This window comes from Rhizobium acidisoli, from assembly GCF_002531755.2.
Taxonomy (GTDB): Bacteria; Pseudomonadota; Alphaproteobacteria; order Rhizobiales; family Rhizobiaceae; genus Rhizobium; species Rhizobium acidisoli.
In genome coordinates, this window is sequence record NZ_CP035002.1 from 747799 (window position 1) to 771696 (window position 23898).

The window sequence follows — 23898 nt, forward strand, 5'->3', positions numbered from 1 at the left end:
ATATAATGCAGGTGACGTCCCCCGTAAACAACCGGTGGAGCTTTTCTATCTCGCTTCTGCTATTGGTGGGCACTTTTGCAGCGGCCGTTCAGTCACGCGAAAACAGCGCCTCCGCCCAGGCAAGGTATTTGCTCGTGCCCGATCTTCACTTGGATGCCGTTGAGGATCAAGAGCCGGACAATTCAGAAGATTGGCTCTCGCTTATTATGGCAGCAGTGTGATCGCTTCTGCTCCCATCAGGCTTGGGACGTGTCCGTACACGTCAACTGCTGGCTTCGGCTGCTGCCAACACCTTACCTTCGGCCGCGGCATCTCTTTCGACTTGGATCGCCAACTGAGTAAAGTTAGCTCGGCGGTAACGTCGTTGAAACGGCGGCGAGGTCCTCTCCGTGGTGCAAATGACGCGAGACGCTCGTTGCGCAGACAAGCGGGAGCGCCATCCGGCGGTGAACCTTCTGAAGTATTCAATCTGTGAGGGTTCGTCCTCAGCGAGCACGGTTGCCGGATCCAATCACAGTTTTATATATTTGCGAAAGCAAGCTTGAGTTGAGCAGGTAGCCTCTAAGCAAATGGAAAGGCTGGAGTCTCGGTTTACGACAATTGACGGTCTGACGAGGCACAGCGCCGGCAACCGGACGAGGAATTCCCGATCATATGGCGTTTGTCTCATCCCACAGCGCCAAATGCCGTTAGCTATGTCAGAAGTCACGCAAAAGGATACTCATGATACGGGTGACAATCTTCTTTGCTATTGCGGTATGCGCTGGACCCGCGCACGCAGACCAAGTGCCCTTCTTCGCCGGACCTGATGCGCCTGACTATACGGCGAAGATGATCGAGCATGACACATATAATGACAAAGGCGGCCGACAAAGGTTGGTCCAGCACCACAACGGCTTGACGCGTGTTGAGGAAAAAAGTGAGGAGAACGACGTCGTCTATTACGGGCACTTCTTCAAGAACCTTGTTTTGAGCGCGAGCAAAGAGGATGGCGAAATTGTTCGGTTCGCGGTCAGTCAGGTAGAACCGTCTCAGGACCATCATCGCATCAGAGAGGTCAGGGAGAGCAACGATGTCGAACTCGTGGGCGGCGAGAAGTGTCGCTGGCGGGAGCTAGTCCGGCGAAGGAACGACGACAATCCCGAGTCACTTTGGTTCACTTGCCTCACTGACGACGGGATAGAGATCGCAACGAAAGTACTTTTCTCCAGTAGAGAGGTAATGTCCGAGACACGGCTCATCGAGCTCCGGCGGGAGCCTGTGCCGGATGAGGCAGTGCGACCGCCAACGCAGCTTTTTCAAGCCAGCACTTGGCTCAAGCGGTTGCCAAGCTATGACGATTACACTCCGAATGTTGGAGACTTCGAGGCAAGGCTGGTCGGCAACAGATCCCAAGAAAGATTGTTGCGTCATTACCCCTGGTGGCTCCGACAGCGTGACGGCAAGGACGGATCTATTCGGGTAACTGTTTGGAACGAACTGGAAGAGCAGGGGCTCTATTATTCCGCATCCAGCGGGGAGCGTAGGTTCGAAGCTGTCCGCTCAATGAGGAACCCAGGATCGTTCTTGAAGAGCTTTCACGATGCGTATGGCATGATGGACATGGGAAAGCGCGATCTGATCCTTGGCGAGGATTGCGCATGGTTTGACCGGACGCCGAATTCAGCCGATGCGGGCCTGAGGCAATGTCTCACTTCCGACGGCATCCCGCTATTGGACGAACATTGGTCGGGTTGGGGTGTTGGTGAAACTTTCAAGATCGTGGCCTTGACCCGCCGGCCTGTGAGCATGGACGAAATGCAGCCGCCTCGTGATTATCTCGATCCCGCAGCCTGGGGATTGGTAGTGAAATAGCAAAAGGCGGGACGTGAGTGCCAGATGAGGGCTGCGATGTCGGACCCACTCTCCACTGCTCACTCTGCATTTGATGGCGTTTTTTGGCTATCGGCTCAAGTAAAGGCCCGCAGTTCGAATACGGTCAGGCGCGAGACGGCTGGTACGACGTGTACTAAGGCACTTATTGGGACTGCCCTTGGAGCCAGGATCGATTGCATGCCTGTCGCAGCTGATACGTTAGCGATGCTCGACTTGAGCTTGTCAGCAAAACCTCAGTAATCTTGACATTGCTTCAGAAGCCATCTGAATAGAACGTTCCTATCTCGCTGACACGACGAGAGCTTTCGATACGAGTGCCCTGCTTGTTGCTGTGGCGTTCACGTTTTGGGCGAAGAAGATCGCATAATGGATCGACCGGAACACACGCCGAAGTGGGGAGTGGCGGAAAGCAGTCCGTAGGCGCGGCTTCATTCACGTTGCTTGGCTGCAGGAAGCTGCTGCGGATAGATGCCGTGCATCACAGACGAGCGCTTCGAAAGGCCGCGACGAGTTATTCGTTCCCCCAGATGTAGGTTTGACCGACACTCATTCGTCATAAAGGCGTAACCTCAATCGATCGGTCACGGAGAACGCAAATGGCCAAGGTCGCTTTCAATATCAGCATGTCGCTCGACGGCTTCATTACCGCAGGAAACCAGACCAGAGAGGAACCACTCGGCGAGAACGGCGAATTTCTTCACGAATGGTTCTTCAACGGCGGCGCAGAGGGCGATGCATATGCGCAACGCCTCACCAGCAATGTTGGCCGTGATCTGCGGGCGCAAATGCTATGACGACTCGATTCCATATTGGGACGAAAACGGACCAACAGGGTCGCTAAAGCTGCCGCTTTTCGTCGTCACCCACCGGCCGTTACTCGCCTCGCACAGCACTGGAATCTATCACGCGGTTGGGACAATTCTCGACGCGGTGAAGCAGGCGAAGTCGGCGGCCAGAGGCAAGGATGTGAGCCTCATGGGCGGAGCCGATATCTTTCGTCAAGCACTGGCCGGCGGGCTCGTCGACGAGATCGAGTTGCATATCGTGCCGGTGCTCTTTGGCGCCGGGACTCGCCTGTTTGACACGCTGCCCGAGCAAATCAAGCTTGACCCCACCAGCATGCTCGAGACGCCGCTCGCTCGGCATATCGCCTATCGTGTTGTGAATTAAGCGAACGCAATCAGCCCTGTCTGACTAGGGTCCAATCCCACAAATTTGCTATATGCCACACGGGTGAAATCGCCGGGTCAGCAGTTCGAATCCTTTCAACTATTGGAATGGCTGATCTGCGCCATGACACTGAGACGCAGAGGGTAGCCGCTTAGCTCGGCTTTAGTGCGCGGGGTCGCCCAGATCAACCCATTAAATTATTCGCCGAACAGGATTGCGCCATAGTTCGTTGCGCCATGCAGGACATGGATGATGATCACCTTCGCTTTCTCAACGCGGTAGAAGATCAGATAGTTGCCATGAACACGTCGACGGACACCATGGTGCTCGTAGCGGGGAACAAGGGGGAAACCGTTGGGGCTGTCGACGAGGTCTTCGCACTTGCTGCGGAGCTCGCGGACGAATGAAAGGGCGCGGCGTGGATTGTCCCACGCGATGTAATCGGCGATCTGCTCAAGATCGTTCTCCGCCTCTTCGGAAAATTCAAGGATCATGCCGATTTTTCGGCCTGATCAGCCATCACGCTGTACTTTGCCTCGAGCCGGTCGAAGACATCGTTCGCCGGCTTAGTCCGGCCCGCCTCGGCATCGGCAATGCCGCGCATGATGGAAGCATCCAGTGCCGCAAGCCGGGTCTCCCGGTCCTGAACAAGTCGAACACCTTCGCGGAGGACTTCGCTTTTCGAGCCATAGCGACCTGTATCGACAAGTTGCTGGATATAGGTTTCGAGCTGCTTTCCCAGGTCGGCACTAATCATTCTGGTCTCCATCGGTTTTGATGGAGACAAGATATGCCGTTTATCAACTATTATCAAGCGTGATCGTTTTCTCTCTCTTTCCGCCGGCCATTGTTACCTCGGCTATCTGGCTGAAGACACCTTCGACGATCATCTTGGCCTGGGCATTACCCAGCGGACGGAATCTTGTCGGCAGAACCATTATGGTTGTCATGAAGCACAGTCTCATCTGCGCTTGGATGTCCTTCAGATGCGACATAAAAGTAGCGCAACTGCTGGGGCGTCGGTTCGAATCCGTTCAAGGCGTCCACTTTGAACCCCCGCCCAACTCATTTCTTCGGCTTGGGTTGGTACAGCCGCCGTTTGACGTTTGAGCGCAGGGCGCTGCGGAGATCTTTGTTCACAACTGAAAGGTCGAACCATTCCGGGTCAAAGTAGCCGCCACACCACCGGATGGTTTCGGCGTATTCGGGATCTTCCCGGTCGGCGATGATCTCCAGGAACCGCTCATATCCTGACACGCCACCAACATCTTCGGGCGGTCACGCCCTTTCGCCGGCGACGCAGCTGCCGTGTTTTGGCGTAGCAGCGAGTGTCAGGAACTCCTCCACTGCGACGGTGTGCCGCCAGCCATCCCCGAAATCGTAATAGTAGCTGAAGACAGCACCTTGCTCGAAGTCAAGCAAGCGAACCTCTTCCTGATCGAAGACGCGAGGATCGTCATCAGCCGCGTCCTCCATCAGGGTCTCGACGTCACCATACCGCAGACCACCAATGCGGAACTCGTAGAGATGATAGTTCCACCAGTTGAACGCGGCCTGAATTCCGAGATGCAGATGCTCCAGGTTCCAATGGACCGGCAGGACTAAACCACGCCAGACGTCCGGCTGGATCTCGTCGATGGAAACTCTGATCTGCACAGCGTTTGCGGCTTTGAACATGGCACGAATGAACAAGGTCGGATGATCATCGCCGAGAAGGCGATGGGATTGTCATGGTATTCGAATTGGATCGTCCCGGACGGCGATCTGCCAGCTTGTGTAGCCTATGAGGCTCACTATCCCTGGGGTAACCCGAACTGGAGCATCGCGCGGCCGATACGCTATCGGAATTCTGCATCGAAATTCTTCCGCCGGAACGAGAAGAGACGTGTGCGTCTGATGCAACGACATGTCCATGTTGTCGAAATGTTACGTCCGGCATCGAGCATGGATGACGATGGCTGTGGGATTTGCGACGAATGCCTGGCGCCATGATCATCGGCGACAAAACATCGCCACCGATCCTGGCGATGTTTGAAGACGCGCTTGCCAGATTGCCCGTCGGGTATGTCCAGGGATGTTTTGGTGGTCGATCATGGGGCGTGACCGTCAAGCGGTCGGAGGATGGCAAACGAATCTGGCTCTACGGCGAGGAACGCAGCGGAACAGATGTCGTTAGTTTCAACCTCTAGCGATTGGCTGGACCGGGGCGAAACTGAAGCCGCGAAATGTCATCCGCCAAGGTGATCGCGTTCGTACTCGGTTTCGAGTGGAGCACTGACAAGGCTGCCTCTTGACCGTAACGACCAAAAAATGAGCAGGGACTTCAGTTGCATTGCAACAAGCACATGGCTGCTCTGCAATCTGAGCGCTGGCGGTTCGGGCAGTGTCTAGTATCCTTATCTCATCGAAGCGATGCACCTCCTCCCGCAAAGCTTCGTGTTTCAGGCGACCCAATCCTCCTCCCAAGGGGCGCCTGACGGAACAGCGGCTCCTCCTCCCAGCCGTTGTTCAATTCTTTCGAAAAGCCTGCCGCATCTCCTCCCGCGGCAGGCTTTTTCGTTTTCCGATACAATCAAACTTGAGTTCAGGCGTTACAGCAGGCTGCCCTGTTCCACCGGCTCTCAGGATGTCGAGACGATAGTGGATTCGTACGATTCGCGGGACGAAATGATCAGCGCGTCATCAATCCGTGACGTTCGATCGCAGCGAACGCCGGCGGAACGGATTTAGCTGCGGTGGAAATGGCGACGATCAAACTGGTGTTTCCTGACGATAGTCCATATTGAAGCGTACCGGTCTCTCGTCCTTGGGAGCCCACGGCACTCAGGGAGCTTAAACATGAAGTTCGGACAATTCTGCGGTCTTATCGCCGACGAAATGGACCTTCAGCATAGCGACTTCCTGTTTGCTGCAGAAATCCTTTTCGCTCCGGATCCGGCCGGGTCGGCCATGGAAACTGTTCCGTCGCTGCCGGATCGTCCGGTATCGGCCAAAGACGCCGCGTTGCTGATCTGCCTCGTCGTGGCCATGGATCAAGGGCATGTCGATCCCTCGCAGTGTGCCGAGGCCGCTGACGATATCGCTGCTATGAAGCAAAACCTTCCAGCCTTGATTGGAGCCGTTGAGAAAGGTGAGCATGCAGTACTGGATGTCAGCGGCCGCTTCGAGGCCAAAGTCACTGTCCCTCAATTTTTGACGGCGAAGATTGCGTCGCTGATCCGGGGTGGGGTGGTTGCTCACCTCAGATCAATTTAACGGCGAACATCATGGGGCCGCCCGCGGGTTCCGACAAATTCCAGGCCCGCGCATTTCTGCCCGGCCGAGAGCCGTATCCTGTCCGCGATCCAGCGCCGCATGTTGTCGGATGCAGCCTACTCGTTGTCGCCGCGCTTCGAATGAGGCGTGGAAAGAGCTTTGGCAAGATGATGAACCGGCGGCAAGATGCACACTCTTTTGAAGCCATTGATCCTGCTCTCAGCAGGCTGCATTAAAATAGGGGAGGGGAGATACTGCGGCCAGGCGCCACCCGGACAAGTTTGGAAGCTGTTTCGATACCTGGCGAATGTTCAGCAAGATGATTCTGAACAGGCGTTCGGCCTTGAATGCTCGCTGGCTCCGCCTCGACAGTACGCTCCAACGACAGTGCTGGGATCCGGGAGGCTTGAACCGTCTTTGAGTCGGACGCGAACTTCTGACCACGAAACACCCTGGCGCAGGTAGAGCTGCTCCAGGATTCTGGTCGGAAACTAGACAGCAGGTTTCGGGCGTGTGGAGGGCTTTGCCTTCTTTGGTGCGCTTATTCCAAGTTCCCGGTTCAGCTTTTTCAGCGCCACCTTGCGCGTTCGCCTGATGCCCTCTGCCTTTTCGCGGGCACGCTTCTCGGAGGGCTTCTCATAATGTTCCCGCAGCCGCATCTCCCGAAACACGCCTTCCTGCTGCAACTTCTTCTTCAGAAAGCGCAAAGCCTGATCTACATTGTTATCACGCACCAGAACCTGCACGCCGTGCTCCTATAAGTCCGCCACCGGCCATTCATATGCGGACCACCGGCTTCTTACAATATGGACGCCTGAGCGGGAATATAAATAGATGAGCAGGGTCGCTACCGTACCGAGCACGGGGTACGCTTCAGCGCTGGCGAAGGCGATCAATTGCGCCGCGCCATGGCAAGGTTCAGACATACCGGCGGGGTCAGTAGTTCTGCACGAAGCCTGGCGATCTCCAGATCGGTCTTGTAGAAGCTGTTTGTCAGCTTGTTGGAAAGTTCCGGCGATCTGGATTTCCCATGATCGCAGGGGCCATCGCCTGTGACCCATACGGTTGCTGTCAAGAAACTCCAGGAGCTCATTCACTTGCTAGCGCGTGAAGCCGCCCCGGTAGTCACCGTCGTCAATGTAGCGGTGGAGGGGCCAACTAGGACTAACTTGGAGATCATCCCGGACGCTTTCTCGGACGCAAAAACGCCCATCATCGCACCGACGGAATGACCGACGAATATGGCATTCCCGATTCCTAGTTCTTGACCGATCTCCACGATGTCCGAAACCTAGCCATGAGCATGGCGTATTTTCCGAAGTCGTAAGCGGCCAGATCCGAGCCGCCGGCGCCCACATGGTCGAAGCTTACCACACGAAATTGATCCCGGAACTGAGGGACCACGTGCCGCCATTGTTCTGATCACAGCCAAAGCCGTGAGCGAAAACCATGGTCGGAGGGCCGTTTCCGGTGATATTTACGTTGTTGCGGCTCATGACAGACATCATGCGGTCGCCTTATTGCCCTGCAGGCAAAAGGCGGGCATCGTTGAACGTCCGTGTCTGTGGGTGCTAATCGCTTACACGGTCGTACGGACATAGCGCTAGCAGGCGAGGGGTCAAGCAGGCGGGGTCCCCGAGCGATTAATCCTTCTCGTATAGCGGTCGAGGAATGAGACGAAGTTTACGAATTGAGAGCACGAACCGCCTCTACGAGACGATGAAGATTAGTGGGTTTGCCCACGTTTGTTACACCGGCCAGAACGTCATAATGGGCGAGCTCAGTTGCCGCAGTCGCACTGGCGAGCACGAAGGGAATGCCGAGCGACTGCAGCTTGAGAGCTACTGGCGTCACTTTTTCTCGGCCCAGGTTAAAGTCAAGGACCGCAGCATAAGGCCTCTCCTCTTCCAGCAGCTCCAGGGCGTCCCTAACTGAGCTAGCGGGGCCCTGCACGTGGAACCCTCCAGCCGTCAACGCCTGCTCCAGTTCCATGGCGATAAACACTTCGTCTTCAACGACGAGAACGAGGCTTCTGCGTTCGACGTCGTCCGTTGTGACTTCGCTCATCTAACCGCTATCCTGATAGAGGCGGCCAAACCGCTGCGATCGTAGTTCAGTTCCACGGCGCCGCCGGCTTGAGCAGACGTCGCCTTAATCAGGCTCGTGCCATACCCCTGTCGGGAAGGCTCTTGAACTGTCGGCCCGTCTATCTCGCGCCAAAGACAAACGACATAGTCCCGGCCTTTGGGCCCCGGCTCAACGCCCCATGAGATTTCAATCGAGCCCTCGGGGACCGACAACGCGCCATACTTGATGGCGTTGGTGGTAAGCTCGTGAAAGATCATGCTGGCAGGCAGGACCCTGGACGCAGAAAGCTGAACCGACGGGCCGGAACATCGTATGCGATCTAGGCCCAGCTCGCTGGCAGACTGCTTCACCAACGTTTCGAAATCAGCAGTTTCGTCGGTCGCCGCCAGTTCCTGCGCGCGAAATGTGGCTTCCAACCGCCCGAGCAAAGCTTGCCGGTACTCCAAGGCCGTCACGTCGTCTACGTCCGTTTGCATCGCGATCGCACGAACAACCGAAAAGAGGTTCTTCATCCGATGGCGTGTCTCGGAAACGATGAATTCCATCTCCGCGGTCTCGCGTTGACGTTCCGTCACGTCGTGGAAGAGGACAAGGATGTTCGAACTGTTATCGTCGGGATGGATCAACCTGCGAGCATCGACCAGGAACGTGCGCGCACCAAGTCCAGGAAAGTCATGCGTCACCTCGAAGCCGATCACGGCGGCGGCTTTTGGGATGACCGCCGCGATCAGGTGCCGAAGTTCGGCAATATCCCACTGGCCGTCGCCGAGGCTGAAGAAATTCTGTTCGAGGATGTCGTCACGCTGGACGTTAAACGTCTTGACGAAAGCATTATTGGCGGTCGTCACGGATAGGTTCTGATCGAGGACCACAATAGGCTGCGTCATCGTGTCGACGACACCTTGAGCCTGAACATGGCCGCTTCTGAGCAGGCGGTAGAGATCTTCCAGCATCATATGTTCAAAAGTTCCTAAAAAGACAGAGGCTGCTGGTTCAAAGCTGCAGAAGGGGCCGCTTATGGAGTCCGATCGACATATAGGAGCGGCGGGAGGTTAGGAAAGCGCGCCATACATCTTTTTGAAATGCCACGCGTAATGCATCATCGATCGGTCAACGGTTTCTTTGCAAAAGCGTCCGCGTTAGCGCGCGGCCGGCAAAACCGGGACTTCTGTTATCGCAGCAAAGCGACATCCACATCCTGGTGACAGATCTTAGATTAACTGGCACTTGGAGCGGGGAGTTTTTCGGAGCCGTCAGGCACAGCGTGGGAGATTCCCTTTTGCAATCGCTTATAGTCGGGGGCGTGGAGGGCTCCGTTCATCGCAACCGCGTTGATTACCGAGCCATGGCGTTGCTGCACTCAAGCGGGCTAAGGATAGTCCACTGAGGTTCACGAGCCGCGGGGTTAGCGGCCCGCGGTTTCTGCTTGGTCGCAACCAGAAGAGGAAGTTATGCGTCTTTGAAAACTGAGCGTTGACATGGTAGCCGAAGTCCCCTATAGATGCGCCATCGATCTTTTGCTTGCCGAGCTTTGTCTACCGCGCGATTGGCACCGCGCTTTAAGCGAACTTCCCTTTCAAAAATAGTCGGTTTCCATCTGCGCAGCATCAGCTTCGCGGTCCCTCACTCTATGCTTTGAAAGGGTTCATCATGACCACTGGCACAGTAAAATGGTTCAATTCGACCAAAGGCTTCGGCTTCATCCAGCCTGATAACGGCGGCGCTGATGCCTTCGTCCATATCTCTGCCGTCGAACGCGCCGGAATGCGCGAAATCGTCGAAGGTCAGAAGATTGGCTATGATCTCGAGCGCGACATGAAGTCGGGCAAGATGTCGGCCTGCAATCTGCAGTCCGCTTAATCGATATCTGCTTTCCCTTTGACCACGGATGTACTGGCACTGCCGGAAGCACGCTATCAGTTCGAGGCCAGGCAGTAAGCCTGGCCTTTTTCGTTTCGGCTTCCTAGCCAACACGGAGTTACCCCAATGACAGAGACATATAGTAAATCCCGCCAGCAGGCCGAGGTCGCATTCGGCAATCTCCAGACGGAGTTTTTCGCCAAGAACGGCGCGGTGGAAGAGCTCGAATCGGCCGCCCAGGCGCGCGATGCCAAGACTTTCAGGCTGCGCGAGGCGCGTCTCGCCAAGGAGCAAGCCGACCGTGCGTTCGCAACATCCGCGCTGCTTGCCAAGCGCGCCAAGGCCAGCCGATCATCCCCTTCAAACACCAGCAGGATGTAGACTTGAAAAACGCCAGAAACAACGAACTCGCTGACCGTCGCTCCGCTGCCACGGACGCCAAGGCATCTCTTCTCACTGCTTACCGAGCTGCGAAGGCAGCCGCCGAGCCATCACAACTCGCCAGACAAGCGGAACGCATCTCGCTAGTAGAAGCTCGCGAAGCTCGCCGTGTGGAACGGGAACGTCTGAAGCTCGAGGAGCGCGCCCGGCTTGAAGCCCTTGCGGCTCAAAAGCAGGCAGCCATTGAGGCTGAAGCGGTTGCCGAAATAGAGGCGCGCAAGTCGGCCGAAAATGCCCGAATATCGCGGGTCATTGAAGACGAGGCAGCCCGCAAGGCGGAGCGGGATCGACGTTACGCCAACCGCAAGGCTAGGCGGGCTTAGCCTCCAGGCGCCACTTCCACGGATGTGTTTATATGCTCGATCACGGGCAGGATGCGCCCATGCTGAAGATTACTCACACTGCGGAGCTTCCATGCCAACGGATACGAATGAACTACAGGCAATCAACACGTCCTGGCAGATTGCGATCCAGGAAATCCTGCGCATGATCATACGCGACATGTATCATGCCGGCGGCGAGGCAGCGTTCAATGGCCACATCAAGCGGATCGAAGAAGCAGCGGTCGATAGCATCTATACGGATCTAAGGCTCCGGGGCACGGATGAATGGACGGAGGTGCTGGTCAAGGAACGAGCCAGCAATTTCGTGACGACGCTTCTGACGTCCTTCACTTATGACCGCGCCTGATCAGGGACGCGTCCTCGCGGGTGCTGAGAAGAGAAAGTTTTGCGCGGCTCGCTGCCTCCTCATCTGAGCATGTCGTCATCAACGCCGCTACTCCGACAGAGCATTGAGGCGAATGACGACCGCCGAGTCATATGGCTCGATTAGGCGACCACGTGAGCGAGATCGACGGCTGATAGTTTACCAGGCATCTGGATATCGGTAACAGAAGATGGATCGTCTATTCTGTGACGACGCCGAGGGCCGCGTCGGCCGCTCCAGCTTTCAATACCCGGAAACCGGCATTGCAGCGCTTCGATGAGGGTGAGCCGAATAAGCGGCTCGTCTTCAACACGAGAACACAATGAGGAACAATGCGGTTACCGCGCCATCTCCCAACCCTAATGCGAGGGGCGGCCACACGAATGCGCGCCCTAAACCCACCCTGATGCTGTCTGAAGGTTCAGTAGACGGCCATCAATAAAGCATGCCTGGCTTCAGCGCTGGAAAGACGACCTTCAGCCGCGGCAGAACATTTCTCCAGCGCTTCTTCCCAAGCGGGCCCTGACCTGCGCGCGTGCCGCAACCATGTCCGCGCCTGCGCCGGCGTCTCCATCGTGATCTGCAACCCATCTTCCTTGAGCCGCACCGGCTCCTGCCACTGGTCTATCAACCTTCTCTCCCTGATTAAATCAGGGAGAAATAATCCGTGAGAATGTGGTGCAAATGGGGCGGTAAGTTCAGGCAGCTATCCGACGAGCGGCTTTATGGATGGCCTTGGCGTCGTCACCATGCTCGGCGACAATCGCTTTCGCGTCCTCCAATGCAATCCGGTATTTCTTCGCAACTGAAACGGCGCTTAGAGGCGCGCCAGCGCCTTTGTCGTTGGTCATGATCGATCCTTTGAAAAATTTGCGAGCCGGGCCGCTATGGGTGGCCCATCCTAGTAGATATATGGTGCTCCGAGGGAGGAATTGCCACACCCTGGTGGACCGCCTCGACCCGCCGGTGCACATTTCACCGCCTTCACGCAATTTGATTTCGACGGAGCCAACCTTTTTGACCGCTTGACCGGCGTATCTTGCAGAGAAAACGCGAGCTCCCATTTTCAGATCCGGCGCCTCGATATGGAGAACCGAGATGGAACAGGTGGCCGATGGAGATCATTCCGCCCGCTCGCGATGACGCCGGATCTGCAATGTGGCTGTGCCCATCATGTTACGCCCGGTCAACGAAGGCTGGAAAATTTAGGATACCGAGACGTTCTCTGCCTTCGATTTTCCGGTCTTGCGGTCCTGTCCGATCTCGAAGCTGACTTTGTCTCCTTCGCGGAGCGAACCGCCGCGTTGCAAAGCGGACACGTGAACAAATACGTCTTGTCCGCCATTGTCAGGCGTTATGAAACCGAAGCCCTTGTCGTCGTTGAAGAATTTAACCGTACCTGTTGGCATGAGATATTCCTGTGTTTGTCCAATTTGCGAAGCGCAGGCTACAGCGCCGTCGCTCATCTATCAACGGGTAGCGCCAATTTGCTTTTATGAGTGGGCTTCGGTAGCGCACAAAATCTCGGACACGGACTACATCGCCATCGGCCGGCGCAAATCTCGCCTTCGGAGGCGGGGTGATATCGCGCGACATCCGGTATCTATCTGCAGCCGACGCTGCTTCCCGAAGCGACCAACGAGGTGCGATTTCGCGCGAAGAAATCTTCGGCCCCGTCGCATTCGTCTGCGCGCGATGGCTGCCGTCTTGAACAGGCACTCATTGCTGCGGTCGTTGGCCTCGCGCGTTTCCGGACTACTGACTGAGTAGAGCAGCGAACGTCATCTGTCGCTATTCTCGTATCTCGATAACCTTGACCGACACGCCCAAATCCACGAAATCGTCCGGCATTCCCGTATATCCGCCGGTAACAGGCATGATCTGTGCATTGTTGCGGGCAAACGCCACGGGAATAAGGCAGGCTTCTCCCACTCGACGGTGGGTGGGATCAAACGCGATCCAACCGGCTCCCGGAAGATAGACTTCGGCCCAGGCATGTGTCGATCCGCCGTCGTCGACAGATGCCCGCGGGTCGTAGATGTAACCGGAGACAGCCCGCGCGCCAAACCCCAGGCAACGAACAGCTTCAATGAAAAGCGCTGCGATATCCCTGCATGAGCCACTGGCCTGCTCCAGTGTTTGTTGCGGCGACTGTGTGCCTTCCTCGTCTCGAATGCGATAGCTGACATTTGTCAGAATGCCGGCATTTATGTCCTTCAGGAGCGAAAGCGTGTCGGTCGGGTGGCTGCCCACGAAGGCTCGGGCCCAATCTGCCACACGGTTACCAGGCGAGGTCGCGGCAGCAAACGCGCCGAGATCGGTCTTGTCTTCGGTCGAGTAGGTGAAAGGGTAGGAATGCGCCGAGATGTCTATATTGAAGACCGGCCACGGGTGGGCGGTCTGCTCGACAACGGCAGCACTGGAGATCGTCAGTTCGGAGGTCCGCTCAGAAAACGTCACCGTCGCGATCGTGTTGCCGAAAACGTCCTGCGACCAGGCAATCGACCCGTTCGCGGAACAGTCAATGTTGAAAGACAAGATCCGGAGCTGCTCGTCGGTCCGGGGCGACAGGATCAGGCGGTGCGCAAGCAGCCCGACGGGTCGCAAGTAACGATAGGTCGTTTGATGCTTGATCTGAAGTTTCATGATGATTTCCCGGCCGTCAGATTTTCAGTCTATCTCAGACGTGGCCAGCGGAGCGCGCTCGCGAAGTGTTCATGCCCTAGGAACTCCATTGCGGCGACGAGACTTCTTCTCGATGTTCGGATTCAATGAGGAGCTTGAAGCATGTCATTAGGGGCTTGGTAGCGTATGGTTTCCTGACAAATCTGAAGCGGTGCGGCAGCAACGACTGTCGCAGGTTTACGACCCCGGACGTCATTACAATCGCTAGCTTTGGCCATCTTGCATGAATGCGCACTGCGAGTTGGACACCATCTATTGGGCCTTTCATATTAACGGAGGTGAACACGAGACTTATGTCGTCCCGCTTTTCCAGGATCTCCAACGCATCTGCGCCATTGGCCGCCTCGGCTGTCCCGTAGCCAGATCCTTTGCACGCAACGACCGCTTCCGCGCGGAGGATCCTGTTCTCTTCTACAATCAGGATCACGTGTTTTTGAGCATGGCCGTCTGACAACTTGATTGCCCAGCAAAAAGTTTAGCGATGTGAACCATCAAATCATTAATGCTGCGGCGCAGCAACAAGTTATTGGCAAAGGGGGCCGGAGGCTGTCAATGAGGTCCGTGGGCCATCAAGAAACTGGAGCTTCGCCAACGAGCATGGCGAGCGGCGCGAGTGCCCCGAGAGCGATCAGCTCGAAGTGCACCATGGCCGGCCACTTTCTCAGGGATTCTTAGCATATGTGGTTGGCCGATCAGCCCATTTGACAGGTGCCAGTTGGTTCTCGTAGGCAGCAACCTCGGCCCGACATCACTCGCGCGCCTGACGGAACGTCACGACGGAGAGGGTTCTACGCGCCTCATTGCAGATTTCGATGTAGTAGCTGGAAATATCCCGCCCTTGGTTGGCAGCCCTGCTCATAAATTCTTGAGCAATCAACAGGGCTTCCGCGCGAGCATCGTCTAAAGAATGGTAATATGCTTTCGCAAAATCATTCACCCTGCCGGAAGGCGTTATGAGGTTGAAGACATAGCCGGCGACGGTGCTCATTCATGAAAACCTACGCTGTTTCTTCACTTATTGAAAGCAGAGGTCAGTCAAGCTTTCGCAAACTATTGATTCAAGCCCCCATCGCCGGAACCGCCTCTGCGGCGGTTTGGCCGTTGGCCTATTCGTCATGCCATGATCACATCAAGATTGCTTAACGAGCAATGAATCTCTCGTCGCCAGTGGGTGCGTCACGGAGTATAGTGACGGGATGGGCAACTATGAGACCCCAGCCGAGATGGTAGCACGGCACGTATCGGAGGGCGAGAAGCATCTCGCTCACCAGACAGCTTTGATTGAGCGGTTACGCCGGATGGGCTTACCAACCGAGGAGGCTCAAGCTTTGTTGGAGCGCTTCTATCTATTGCAGGCCCAACACGAAGAGCATCGGCAAAGGATTTCAGAGGAATGCGAGTTTGGCCTGAGGGACAGGCAAGGCAATCTCCTCCCACGGCGGCGGCAGCGACAGAAGCGTTGAAGACGCTCGTTGCGGAGAACCAACCTTCGTCGGACAGGGCCTGATGTGCCAACGACGCCAGACCATGCACAACGACATGCCGGAATGGGTGGATTCGTCACGCAACGCGTTGCTGACAAAGCCCCACGGCGTCGATGGACTCAACGGGCGCTGGAGGCGGTCCGATAAGCGCCTTCCTCGCTGAAACGGCCCGCGGACGTCGGGACTTTTCGATGGTGGCTCCGGTTCACTGCTTGTTGCGGCCCACTCAGTCGTCGCCGACTTTGGTCTTCGCAGTCCAGGGATATACGGTTGCTGCATTCCCTTTTACAATTGACAGGTCCGAGTCTGCTTCAGCTTGAAGTGGCCGAGCTTTGGCAAGAGCTTTGCGGAGCGCCTGACCTTCAGGGTGGTCGCCGGCGACCTGGAGGAAGCTGACTACTGACCATTTCGTCTCGGCTCCGCCGGAAGCCGCGTTCGCTTGGTGGATTACGGTAGGCTCAGCCGTCTCATTTTCGTACTCGAGATACCACTTGTCTCCGTTCGCGCTTGCAGAAAATTCCAGTAATTCTTTTGACATTCCGCCTCCTTTGCCCTTTCAAACCCATCCAGCCATTCGATTGAGTTCAGCCGTCACGGCTACGATATCGAACGGCTTCGCGAAAAATTTCGCCCCGGTCGGGCGAGCCGTCGCCATGTGAACAACTGCTGCGGCGTCAACCCATGCCGCCGCGCCACAGATCAAGCCGTGACGCCGGGCTCGCAACTCTCCGCAATAATCTGCGCCTTCTGATCGTCGCTCCATCCGCGACGACGGCCATTGCCTGTGAACACCTCAAACCGGCGTATCAGCTCATCCTTGGATTTAAGCTAGGTTCTGAAATCGACATATGTCCAATCCCTCCATCGAGGTTGAACATCAATGATCAAGCGATGATCTGGAAGGTAGAATGGACAGCTTACCAGTTATCGGCAAACATATCAAAAAAGAAAGCCCGGCTCGGTGGCTGGGCTCTACGACTTCGGAGCTGTTGGTCGGCGCTTTAGGCGGAGTCGGCAATTTTGCTTGCTTTCGGAAGCGAGTTGATCCGCATTTTGTGAGGCGTGCGGTTACGTTGATCCTGGAAGTATTTCAACGCGGCCTCCTCTACCGCCTCGACGGGCGGCCAGGTTCGGGGAGATAAGCGCTTGTTAGAAACTCGCGCTTTGATCAAGAGCCTTGGTATAGGCATCGATCATTGCGGTTATGACTTGCTTAGGTTCAACCGATCCAAGCGGGTATGTGCACTCAGGGATTCCTAGAGACCCGGTGTCACCCGGTTTGTCCCAGTCTATCTTCAGTTTAATACTGGAACCGGATATCGAAAGTTTCCCCGAAATAGACTTACTGCCGACGACCTTCTCCATCAGAAGATTGGCGGCCGGTGGGCCTACAACCGGCGGTCTATCTAGCTTAATTCGAGAGATACGAGCCTCATCTAGTTTGGCGGTTGCAGCGGCAAGCTCTTTTGCCAATGTTGAAATGAACCTTTCGAACTGGCCGCGATCCGCGTCTTGTTTTCTCAATACTTCTTCATTTGCCGCGCTCGACTTAGCGCTAGCCGCTTCGACGCGCTCGTTTGCTTGACGTGCTCTTGCAAGAGCCCTGTCAAAATCATCACTGCTCATCAAATTCCTCCTATGTCTGCAACTGCCGGAGTACACGCGCTGGCGGCGCCTTTCGAGGGAGACTGCATGCCACCATGGATAGGCGAAAGATCCGGCATCGTCTACGGGGAATGTCTCGCCAATGTCAGCAGGTGAGCGACAACATTTCCGGAAACTGAGATCTCGAGCCAGGTCATTCCTTTCACTTCCGCATCATCGGCCCGATGATCGCTATTCCGCTCTTTGTGCACAGGAACGACAGCCTGGAACCTCTTTCCTATCGCTGACCGTAATCTGGTGATGGATCGACCGAACGACGGTGCACGGGCGAGGCCCTGGCGAGCTGTTACCCGTCCAATCGGCCATAGCATTACGGCAACGGCATCCTGGACCGGACTCAGCGAATTCCGAGACCTGGAGCACCGATCCGCCGCTGCTTGCGATCTGTGACTAGTACCAGATCGATGACATCGTCGATTTCAAATCGTTGCGTGGCTTCGCCGATCACCGCAAGACCCTGGCCGTCCAAACGGACCCGGGATCGGTATAAGGCCGGAAGCGCAAGTATCAGCATGATGAAGCCGAAGCTTGCCCCTCCCGTTGAGGTAAGGGCATCACCGATCGTCAAACCGTCGCGTTCGCGTGCGGTCTCCGCACGCCTGACCAGCGCCGCCGAGGCGATGCCGCGGGCTTTGCTTCCGTCGCCATTTTCCTGGGCCACGATCAAGCTTCGCCTTCCTCGTCGGCCTCATTTTGGAAAAGTCGCACGAGTGTGGAGCAGTTCGGATCGCGTCCGTCCAGGAGCTGCACAGGTGAGGTCCAGCCGACGGCAACGCCGACAGCGGTGGCGACCGCCCAGCCCGGTTCCTCGCTAGCGCGTTGCAGAAGCCGCGGCCCATGTGATGCGATACACTGCTGTGACTGCTGGATCTGCTCGACAGGTGCGTTCGCGCCGTCAAAGCGCTCGCGCATCTCCGCCTGAAGCGGACCAACAACAAATAGGGCGAATAGCCAGGCTGCGACGTCCGAAATCATATATCCCTCAAGTTACGGCAAAGTGTCGAAATTGGTCCGACATCGCGAATGTACAGAAGAATTCGCCAGAGGGGCCCGGACCAGCGGGTAGTATCTACCTGGGGTTGGATACGCGCGCGTTCAAGGGAGATTTACGTTGCCGTCGAACGTGCTGATGTTGATTGCCGCTGTATGGATGCATTCGCCGGCTATGATAAGGCACGGCAATGATCCCCTTACCCAAATACGCGAACTCTGCATTTCCGCGGCACCTGCGAGCAACTGGCCATCGCATATCAGCGCCGCAAGCGGGCTCGTGTGCAGTGGCTCGAATGTCTACGTTGATGCTGATGACGGGCGTCATTTGAGTGTTTTTTCCACCACTGCAGGTGAGCCCGGGGCGCCTGATCCAGCTCTTCGACGATGTGCTTTGCGAAATCGAGACAGAGCGCAAGCGGCAGGACCACACAGAGAATAGAGCTGCGTTCGACAAGCTTGCCCCCGTCGCCTCCTGCGGATATCGACCGGCGTCGGGTGCGTATCGGTCTTATGCTCTGGAAAGGCGGCGGGCATCAGATGTCCACTGGCCAGATTGCTGAAGCATCGCGGCCGCGGCATCACGATCAACGGCTTTTGAATAGAGATAACCCTGACCGAGTTCACATCCGAGCCGCAGTAGTTGATCCGCTTGCGCTTTGGTTTCTATCCCTTCGGCGACAACCCGGATGCCCAATCGCTTCGCCATCCCCAGCAATCCTTCGACGATTATGCTGCCGGCATCGTCCGGTACGAGCCGGTCGACGAAGGACTTGTCGATTTTCAGGACGTCGATGGGTATGGTCAGCAGATGGGTGAGGGAAGCAAAGCCGGTCCCGAAATCATCAAGGGCAACGAGCAGCCCGTTTGATCTTAGCGTTTTGATCTCATCGGCCACGACATGGTCGCGTTGGCCGAGATATACCGATTCCGTTATCTCCAGGACGACATGCTGCAAGGGAACGTCCGCCTTCGCGAACACGTCGAACAGGCGTTCCTGTAGGTTGCTCGCGCGGAAATCGGCCGCCGATAGATTGATGCCGACATGCTGGAGCGGCAGGCCCCGGTCGAGCCAGCGCCGAATATCCTGCGCAACGCGAGACAACATGAGCTGCGTCATTTGCGTCGCAACATGAGCGTCCTTGGTCGCCTCATGGAAGTTTGCAGCAGCAATGACCTCCCCGGAAGGCGTCGTCATCCGGCAAAGCGCTTCGAAACCGACAATCTCACGGGTATCGAGGCGCACGATGGGTTGGTAATGGGCGTCAAGGCGATCTTCGCTCAAAGCGATGCCCACATCGCGAATGGCGCGGAAACGGCGGGTGAAGGCAGTTCCCATACCGTCGTGGTATTCAACGTATTCGCCGCGCTTGCGCTCTTTTGCATGATACAAGGCGATATCGGCATTATGCCTGGTCTGCTCAGCTGTCTCGCCACCTCCCGCCATCGCCCCGCCGATCGTTGCGGCGGGAAAAACGACATGGCCGTCGCAGCGGGTCGCCGGCGACAGTGCCTGGAGGATTCTGCCTGCTTCATCCTCCAAGTCGAGATCTTCCCGGTCGACGATGATTGCGAACTCGTCACCGCCAAGCCGAAACACACGTTTCGATCCAACGATGGCTCGATGCGATTTGCAACGACCTGAATGAGAGCGTCGCCGGCGGCATGGCCAAACGTGTCGTTGACCAGCTTCAGGTTATCGATGTCTGTCAGCAGCACGCCCCATCGGGACTGCCCTTGAGCATGCTGCTCCGCCAGGACCTTGTTGAACCTCGCCCGGTTGGACAAGCCCGTCAAAGCATCGGTGTAGGTCAGGCGCTGGCGCTCCATCACCCGCTCGTTCCGTTCCATCGCGATCGCGCACAAATGTGTGCACGCGTCGACAATCTTCTGCTCGAGTTCGCTTGGCCCTCGCTGCTCTCGATAATAAAAGGCGAACGTGGCGGCTACCCGCCCGGCGCTGAGAATTGGTTTTGACCAGCAAGCCTTGTAGCCCAGGGGCGCGATCAAGCCCTTGAACGTCTGCCATCGGGGGGTCTGATGCGATGTTGGTCACAACAACCTCCGACCCCAGATAGGCAGCGGTACCACACGAGCCGGCAAGGGGGCCGATTTCCATATCGTCTAGAGCGGCCAGATAACCGGGATCCAGGGAAGGCCCTGCGAGCGGATGAAGGCGGTCGCCGTCAAGCAACATGACGGAGCAGGTCACGCCAGGAACCGCGCCTTCGACCTCAAGACAAAGACGCTCTACCGTCGACACCAACGACTCGCCCTTGGCGATCATTTCAAGAATACGGTTCTGTAGTTCAAGGATCATGTGAGGGCTCTGGCTGGGAGTAATGGAGTTGTAGCGTGACAACCTTGAGATGCGATTGAAGGATTAGCTAAAAGTGGATGTTTTCGCCGCAATGGAGGGCGGCGAAGGGAACTGGAACCCGGGGCCGCCGGGTCCACGCCATGGACAATTTGCTGACGCAACGAGTTCAGTGGCGAAGCGCAGGCCTGAACCAGAAGGTCATTTTCCAGCTTCGGAGGCGGACGCGGCCATTGACGGGCACGTTCATTGCTTCCGATTTCGGGACGCCCATAGCGTCGTTCGTGTCAATCTACGTTTGTGCGAACAAGGACCACGGACACGCCTTTGCCCGGTGCTTTCTGGGATGCCAGAACGCCCATCATCGCGCTGACGGAATGGCCGACGACGAAAGCTGCGTCTTTTCCTGGCTTTAATTTCAACGATCTCGGAGGCATGCCCATCGAGCGTCGAGTTTCCCTAGATCGTGGCGGTCAGATCAGAGCCGCCGGCGCCTACATGTTCGAGGATAACGACTCAATGTGATCCTGGAATTCAGTGCTACATAGCGCCACATGTTCTGATTACAGCCCCTAACCTGCGCGACGATAATCAAACGCCCTGGTAATTTTGATAGTCGAGGGCTTTGCCACATCGAAATGGGGCGCTTCCAACATCATGTCGGAGCGCCCCATGACCCGGTTGACCTTAAATGTTGCGGCGGAATCGGTCATCCAGCATGCAAAATCCATCGGATTCTGCATCCGCACGCAAGCCGCGAATACATCCTCAGACGTTTTCCACAGCGAAGACAAAAGTAAGCTGAGGTTGTTTGACAATCATGACGCAAGCCCGAATGCTGAAATTTGTTCGCTAGAAGAGCAAAGAAGGACGTCAGGCACGCATGCGCCCGCGCGAATAGGCTGAGTTCAAGATGTCACTCACTTCGCGCGCAAATTCTTCCTCCATACCCATGGCGACACTGGCGCCAACGCTCACGGCCACGCCGGTAAAGATGTCGAACACTGTCCAGGTGTGATCGGGCTCCTGGCGCATCCGATAGCGTTTGAAATTCGAATACCCGTTCATGCAAACAGCCCGCGTCGTTCAGTGTAAAAGCTGGAGCGCCTTTTTTAGAAATCAATGCTGCCGATGGTCGTCTGCGCCATGCATGACCGGCCGATTTCAGCTGTCGCTGTTACGCGAGACAGTGGAATGCCGCTTTATGCGATCTCGTAGAAAAAATCGCAAATCAAGTCAGCGATGATGCTTGCCTGGGCGTCGCTCATATAAGCTGCTGTCTCAACCGCCACGGCTTCGACATCACCATGATCGACCGCGATCAGATCGAGCAGCCTGGTGAACTTTATCGTCAGTTCCAGATCGCTGGCAAATTCTTCGATGGTGACGGCCAGCAAGCTCCTTGTCGCTTCGATCAATCGCGACTGGATCGTGTCGGGCGAGGTCGACAGAGCTCTAACGGCTTCAAAGACGTGAGCTCTTGTCTTCGGGTATCTTACGTCCATTCAGTTCTCTTTTCTTGTGAAGCTATCGCCAACGCAGTTGGTTGCTGAGATGGACGAACGGGCGGACTGCCGCCAATGAAGCAGACTGTCATCGACACTCCGTATCACCAACCATTCGCCTTTGCTCGTTTATTCCAGCTGCCGCGTCAGCGGCTCCAACCCAGGAGCAAAGGACACTTACCACGTGTCGGTAAGAGAGGCCTGCCGCTCGCGTGCAGCAGGCTCTTCCTATGAGGCACCCGAACATTATCATGGGCGACATTTTCCGAATCTCGACCAAGCCCTTCGCGCCGAGCTTGGTCAACTGGATAAACCGAAGCCGTCCGAAGGCGTCTCAGTGCGCCGCTATTGTCACACAATTTGTGTTCCGATCTGCGGTCGACGCGCGGTTCTGGCCCCGACAGAAGGCGCGTCAGAGGTGACGCCATGAACGATTCCAACGACAGAACCAAAGACGACGAACAGCAGAAGAGGCCGCCGCCTCCCAAAGAGATCAAGTTTCGATCCCTGGGAAGAAGAATACCGCAGGGTCTACCGAGACGACAAAACCTTTGAATTTTGACCGCGCGAACCGATGATATAAGGTGGTCGTCGATCGTAAAAGCCACTTTTTTTGCTTACTCGATCTCATAAACCGACGCCTCATCAGCGGAATCCCGCAGCCCCTTAAATGACGCACGCCAGCTTGCCGTCATGCGTCTAGGCTCGATATTCGATCTCAGCGACAGGTTCGGCTGCAGCCAGACGCCATTATTGCGCCGGGCGGCATATTTGAGCGGTGGCCGATTTGGAAACGGGTGTAAGATGCTTTCATGGGCATCTATGAGACCCCGGTAGAGATGGTATGGAGGCACGTAGTTGAGGGCGAGAAGCATCTTGCTGCTCAAATGATGCTGATAGAACGACTACGCGGCAAAGCACTACCAACCGAAGGCGCTCACGCTTTGCTGGAAAGTTTCTACGTTTCGCAGGCGCAGCACGAGGAGCATCTGCGAAGACTAATGCGGGAGCAGACACTTAGCCTTCGGGACGAGCAACGCAACCTCCTCCCCCGGCGGTGGTGATAGAGGCCTAATGCTGCACAACTGAGGTCCTTGCCCGACTGCATGACGCCCGTCATTGCGACCAAATCGTGTCGACCCACTCAGCGCCCCTGCCGCGTATGATCGTAGAATGCCAAGTCCTGCCTATAGAGACCGGATCGTATCGACGAGACGCTGAAGATCTGTTGGCTTACCGAGATTCAACGCGTCGGCAAAGAGGTAGGTCGAAGCCAACTGGGCTTTGTCGTACCCTGTAGCGAGGACATACGGCACTCCCAGCGTCTTTAGATGGAGAGCTACCGGTGCAGCACTTTCATGGCCCAGATTGACATCTAGCACCGCTGCATCCGGCTGTTCACTGTTGATCAAAGCAAGCGCGGCCGAAACCGTTGCAACTGGACCAAGCACCCTAAATCCTCCTGCCACCAGCGCGTCTTGGAGTTGGACTGCAATAAAAAACTCGTCCTCAACGACTAGGACTGAGCGGACGCGTTCTGCCATATCCCCTCACATCGTTTGTGCTCACTGAAATGCCTCCGATCGCAATCAGTTCCAGGTACTCTTTCTGCGGCAAATCTCTATGATCGGACGACCTCGCCGGATCCGAAGCTTTGGCTCAGCATAGCGCCCTGCTGTAAGAGTAGAGGTGGATCATCAACAGCAAAAATCCAGCCCCCATTGTCCGCGCGGGGGCCTTGTCGCTTCCGACGAGATGCGAAACGCAACCCGTACCATTCGTAAACGGGAGGTAACCAGTTTCGCGGGTTACAGTCGTTTACTCGGAAGGTTTGCAGTATTGCTTTTTGTATCGT

34 protein-coding genes and 3 pseudogenes are annotated in these 23898 nt (G+C 56.3%); 13 read left to right on the top strand and 24 right to left on the bottom strand.

The genetic code is table 11. From position 1 onward, the window contains the following. Positions 1–5 precede the first annotated feature (5 nt). From CO657_RS35955 to CO657_RS35965, 4 genes are all read left to right on the top strand, one after another. Positions 6–221 carry a hypothetical protein gene (locus CO657_RS35955; RefSeq protein WP_054185586.1) on the top strand — a complete coding sequence of 72 codons (216 nt, stop codon included), beginning with the start codon at positions 6–8 and terminating at the stop codon, positions 219–221. 502 nt (positions 222–723) lie between these two features. Then, positions 724–1854 (top strand): hypothetical protein, encoded by a 1131-nt coding sequence (locus CO657_RS35960; RefSeq protein ID WP_063856462.1) that lies wholly within the window; start codon positions 724–726, stop codon positions 1852–1854. Between the two features lie 617 nt (positions 1855–2471). Beyond that, positions 2472–2669, top strand: a complete 198-nt coding sequence (locus CO657_RS37845; protein ID WP_245293037.1) for a dihydrofolate reductase family protein — start codon at positions 2472–2474, stop codon at positions 2667–2669. Beyond that, positions 2614–3045: a dihydrofolate reductase family protein gene (locus CO657_RS35965; protein WP_245293038.1), complete on the top strand. Its 432-nt coding sequence runs from the start codon at positions 2614–2616 to the stop codon at positions 3043–3045. Before CO657_RS37845 ends, CO657_RS35965 begins: the two co-directional genes overlap by 56 nt. A gap of 197 nt (positions 3046–3242) precedes the next feature. Here the strand turns inward: CO657_RS35965 and CO657_RS35970 are convergent, their stop codons facing one another. From CO657_RS35970 to CO657_RS35980, 4 genes and pseudogenes are all read right to left on the bottom strand, one after another. Then, a complete protein-coding gene (locus CO657_RS35970) occupies positions 3243–3539 on the bottom strand; it encodes a type II toxin-antitoxin system RelE/ParE family toxin (protein WP_054185587.1) in 297 nt (98 codons plus the stop codon). Next, the gene (locus CO657_RS35975; RefSeq protein ID WP_054185588.1) at positions 3536–3802 is read right to left on the bottom strand and encodes a type II toxin-antitoxin system ParD family antitoxin; all 267 of its coding nucleotides are present in this window, start codon (positions 3800–3802) and stop codon (positions 3536–3538) included. The genes CO657_RS35970 and CO657_RS35975 overlap by 4 nt, the downstream gene beginning before the upstream one ends. A 43-nt stretch (positions 3803–3845) precedes the next feature. Next, positions 3846–3995, bottom strand: coding sequence for a hypothetical protein (locus CO657_RS37030; protein WP_156339800.1), 150 nt, complete (start codon positions 3993–3995; stop codon positions 3846–3848). A 115-nt stretch (positions 3996–4110) separates the two neighbouring features. After that, positions 4111–4722, bottom strand: a pseudogene (locus tag CO657_RS35980) (plasmid pRiA4b ORF-3 family protein). A 21-nt stretch (positions 4723–4743) separates the two neighbouring features. Between CO657_RS35980 and CO657_RS35985 the strand changes: the two are divergent. The 3 genes from CO657_RS35985 (at position 4744) to CO657_RS36000 (ending at position 6300) form a co-directional block, all read left to right on the top strand. Beyond that, the gene (locus CO657_RS35985; RefSeq protein WP_245293039.1) at positions 4744–5037 is read left to right on the top strand and encodes a hypothetical protein; all 294 of its coding nucleotides are present in this window, start codon (positions 4744–4746) and stop codon (positions 5035–5037) included. After that, complete coding sequence (locus CO657_RS38350) at positions 5034–5234, top strand: hypothetical protein (protein WP_425349964.1); 201 nt, start codon at positions 5034–5036, stop codon at positions 5232–5234. The genes CO657_RS35985 and CO657_RS38350 overlap by 4 nt, the downstream gene beginning before the upstream one ends. A 649-nt stretch (positions 5235–5883) precedes the next feature. Beyond that, entirely contained in the window at positions 5884–6300 is a 417-nt protein-coding gene (locus tag CO657_RS36000; protein ID WP_054185590.1) for a hypothetical protein, read from the top strand. Between the two features lie 491 nt (positions 6301–6791). Here the strand turns inward: CO657_RS36000 and rpsU are convergent, their stop codons facing one another. The 5 genes from rpsU to CO657_RS36020 form a co-directional block, all read right to left on the bottom strand. Beyond that, positions 6792–7046 (bottom strand): 30S ribosomal protein S21, encoded by a 255-nt coding sequence (rpsU, locus tag CO657_RS36005; protein WP_054185591.1) that lies wholly within the window; start codon positions 7044–7046, stop codon positions 6792–6794. Positions 7047–7192: 146 nt separating this feature from the next. After that, a complete protein-coding gene (locus CO657_RS38170; protein WP_197283923.1) occupies positions 7193–7375 on the bottom strand; it encodes a hypothetical protein in 183 nt (60 codons plus the stop codon). An 18-nt stretch (positions 7376–7393) separates the two neighbouring features. Continuing rightward, on the bottom strand, positions 7394–7579 hold the full coding sequence (locus tag CO657_RS38175; protein WP_054185593.1) for an alpha/beta fold hydrolase family protein: 186 nt from the start codon (positions 7577–7579) through the stop codon (positions 7394–7396). Between the two features lie 404 nt (positions 7580–7983). Then, positions 7984–8367, bottom strand: a complete 384-nt coding sequence (locus CO657_RS36015) for a response regulator (RefSeq protein WP_054185594.1) — start codon at positions 8365–8367, stop codon at positions 7984–7986. Beyond that, positions 8364–9344 carry an HWE histidine kinase domain-containing protein gene (locus CO657_RS36020; RefSeq protein ID WP_054185595.1) on the bottom strand — a complete coding sequence of 327 codons (981 nt, stop codon included), beginning with the start codon at positions 9342–9344 and terminating at the stop codon, positions 8364–8366. Before CO657_RS36020 ends, CO657_RS36015 begins: the two co-directional genes overlap by 4 nt. A gap of 694 nt (positions 9345–10038) precedes the next feature. Between CO657_RS36020 and CO657_RS36025 the strand changes: the two genes are divergently transcribed. The 4 genes from CO657_RS36025 (at position 10039) to CO657_RS36040 (ending at position 11379) form a co-directional block, all read left to right on the top strand. Further along, positions 10039–10248, top strand: coding sequence for a cold-shock protein (locus tag CO657_RS36025; RefSeq protein WP_003567907.1), 210 nt, complete (start codon positions 10039–10041; stop codon positions 10246–10248). Between the two features lie 126 nt (positions 10249–10374). Further along, positions 10375–10629 carry a hypothetical protein gene (locus CO657_RS36030; RefSeq protein ID WP_054185596.1) on the top strand — a complete coding sequence of 85 codons (255 nt, stop codon included), beginning with the start codon at positions 10375–10377 and terminating at the stop codon, positions 10627–10629. Between the two features lie 2 nt (positions 10630–10631). Next, positions 10632–11012, top strand: a complete 381-nt coding sequence (locus tag CO657_RS36035) for a DUF6481 family protein (RefSeq protein WP_054185597.1) — start codon at positions 10632–10634, stop codon at positions 11010–11012. A gap of 91 nt (positions 11013–11103) precedes the next feature. Continuing rightward, positions 11104–11379: a hypothetical protein gene (locus CO657_RS36040; protein ID WP_054185598.1), complete on the top strand. Its 276-nt coding sequence runs from the start codon at positions 11104–11106 to the stop codon at positions 11377–11379. A 439-nt stretch (positions 11380–11818) separates the two neighbouring features. Here CO657_RS36040 and CO657_RS36045 read toward each other — a convergent pair whose 3' ends face one another. From CO657_RS36045 to CO657_RS36050, 3 genes are all read right to left on the bottom strand, one after another. Next, positions 11819–12028 carry a DUF982 domain-containing protein gene (locus tag CO657_RS36045; RefSeq protein WP_054185599.1) on the bottom strand — a complete coding sequence of 70 codons (210 nt, stop codon included), beginning with the start codon at positions 12026–12028 and terminating at the stop codon, positions 11819–11821. 67 nt (positions 12029–12095) lie between these two features. Continuing rightward, on the bottom strand, positions 12096–12248 hold the full coding sequence (locus CO657_RS37035) for a hypothetical protein (protein WP_164918710.1): 153 nt from the start codon (positions 12246–12248) through the stop codon (positions 12096–12098). Between the two features lie 354 nt (positions 12249–12602). Further along, positions 12603–12806, bottom strand: coding sequence for a cold-shock protein (locus CO657_RS36050; RefSeq protein ID WP_054185601.1), 204 nt, complete (start codon positions 12804–12806; stop codon positions 12603–12605). A gap of 115 nt (positions 12807–12921) precedes the next feature. On the opposite strand from CO657_RS36050, the pseudogene CO657_RS38355 reads away from it, so the two are divergent. Beyond that, a pseudogene (locus tag CO657_RS38355) lies at positions 12922–13084 on the top strand (aldehyde dehydrogenase family protein); the annotation flags it as partial. Between the two features lie 104 nt (positions 13085–13188). Here CO657_RS38355 and CO657_RS36060 read toward each other — a convergent pair. The 9 genes and pseudogenes from CO657_RS36060 to CO657_RS36110 form a co-directional block, all read right to left on the bottom strand. Continuing rightward, positions 13189–14043, bottom strand: coding sequence for a transglutaminase family protein (locus CO657_RS36060; protein WP_054185602.1), 855 nt, complete (start codon positions 14041–14043; stop codon positions 13189–13191). A 76-nt stretch (positions 14044–14119) separates the two neighbouring features. Continuing rightward, the gene (locus tag CO657_RS36065) at positions 14120–14509 is read right to left on the bottom strand and encodes a response regulator (protein WP_245293041.1); all 390 of its coding nucleotides are present in this window, start codon (positions 14507–14509) and stop codon (positions 14120–14122) included. A 321-nt stretch (positions 14510–14830) separates the two neighbouring features. Continuing rightward, positions 14831–15070, bottom strand: coding sequence for a DUF6894 family protein (locus CO657_RS36070; protein ID WP_054185604.1), 240 nt, complete (start codon positions 15068–15070; stop codon positions 14831–14833). A 722-nt stretch (positions 15071–15792) separates the two neighbouring features. Continuing rightward, complete coding sequence (locus tag CO657_RS36080) at positions 15793–16104, bottom strand: hypothetical protein (protein WP_054185606.1); 312 nt, start codon at positions 16102–16104, stop codon at positions 15793–15795. A 59-nt stretch (positions 16105–16163) separates the two neighbouring features. After that, positions 16164–16262 carry a transposase gene (locus tag CO657_RS37855; RefSeq protein WP_097609977.1) on the bottom strand — a complete coding sequence of 33 codons (99 nt, stop codon included), beginning with the start codon at positions 16260–16262 and terminating at the stop codon, positions 16164–16166. 453 nt (positions 16263–16715) lie between these two features. Continuing rightward, positions 16716–17192, bottom strand: coding sequence for a hypothetical protein (locus tag CO657_RS36095; protein WP_054185607.1), 477 nt, complete (start codon positions 17190–17192; stop codon positions 16716–16718). Between the two features lie 376 nt (positions 17193–17568). Further along, positions 17569–17898, bottom strand: a complete 330-nt coding sequence (locus CO657_RS36100; protein ID WP_054185608.1) for an exopolysaccharide biosynthesis protein — start codon at positions 17896–17898, stop codon at positions 17569–17571. Next, on the bottom strand, positions 17895–18206 hold the full coding sequence (locus CO657_RS36105) for a hypothetical protein (RefSeq protein ID WP_054185609.1): 312 nt from the start codon (positions 18204–18206) through the stop codon (positions 17895–17897). Before CO657_RS36105 ends, CO657_RS36100 begins: the two co-directional genes overlap by 4 nt. A gap of 526 nt (positions 18207–18732) precedes the next feature. After that, positions 18733–20541 (bottom strand): annotated as a pseudogene (locus CO657_RS36110) (bifunctional diguanylate cyclase/phosphodiesterase). Between the two features lie 324 nt (positions 20542–20865). On the opposite strand from CO657_RS36110, the gene CO657_RS36115 reads away from it, so the two are divergent. Further along, positions 20866–21063: a hypothetical protein gene (locus tag CO657_RS36115; protein ID WP_128715655.1), complete on the top strand. Its 198-nt coding sequence runs from the start codon at positions 20866–20868 to the stop codon at positions 21061–21063. Positions 21064–21411: 348 nt separating this feature from the next. Here CO657_RS36115 and CO657_RS36120 read toward each other — a convergent pair whose 3' ends face one another. The 3 genes from CO657_RS36120 to CO657_RS36140 all read right to left on the bottom strand — a co-directional run bounded on the left by CO657_RS36120 (position 21412) and on the right by CO657_RS36140 (position 23587). Then, on the bottom strand, positions 21412–21606 hold the full coding sequence (locus CO657_RS36120) for a hypothetical protein (RefSeq protein WP_054185611.1): 195 nt from the start codon (positions 21604–21606) through the stop codon (positions 21412–21414). Positions 21607–21740: 134 nt separating this feature from the next. Then, positions 21741–22043 carry a hypothetical protein gene (locus CO657_RS36125; protein WP_054185612.1) on the bottom strand — a complete coding sequence of 101 codons (303 nt, stop codon included), beginning with the start codon at positions 22041–22043 and terminating at the stop codon, positions 21741–21743. A 1187-nt stretch (positions 22044–23230) separates the two neighbouring features. After that, the gene (locus CO657_RS36140; protein WP_054185614.1) at positions 23231–23587 is read right to left on the bottom strand and encodes a response regulator; all 357 of its coding nucleotides are present in this window, start codon (positions 23585–23587) and stop codon (positions 23231–23233) included. Positions 23588–23898: the final 311 nt, after the last annotated feature.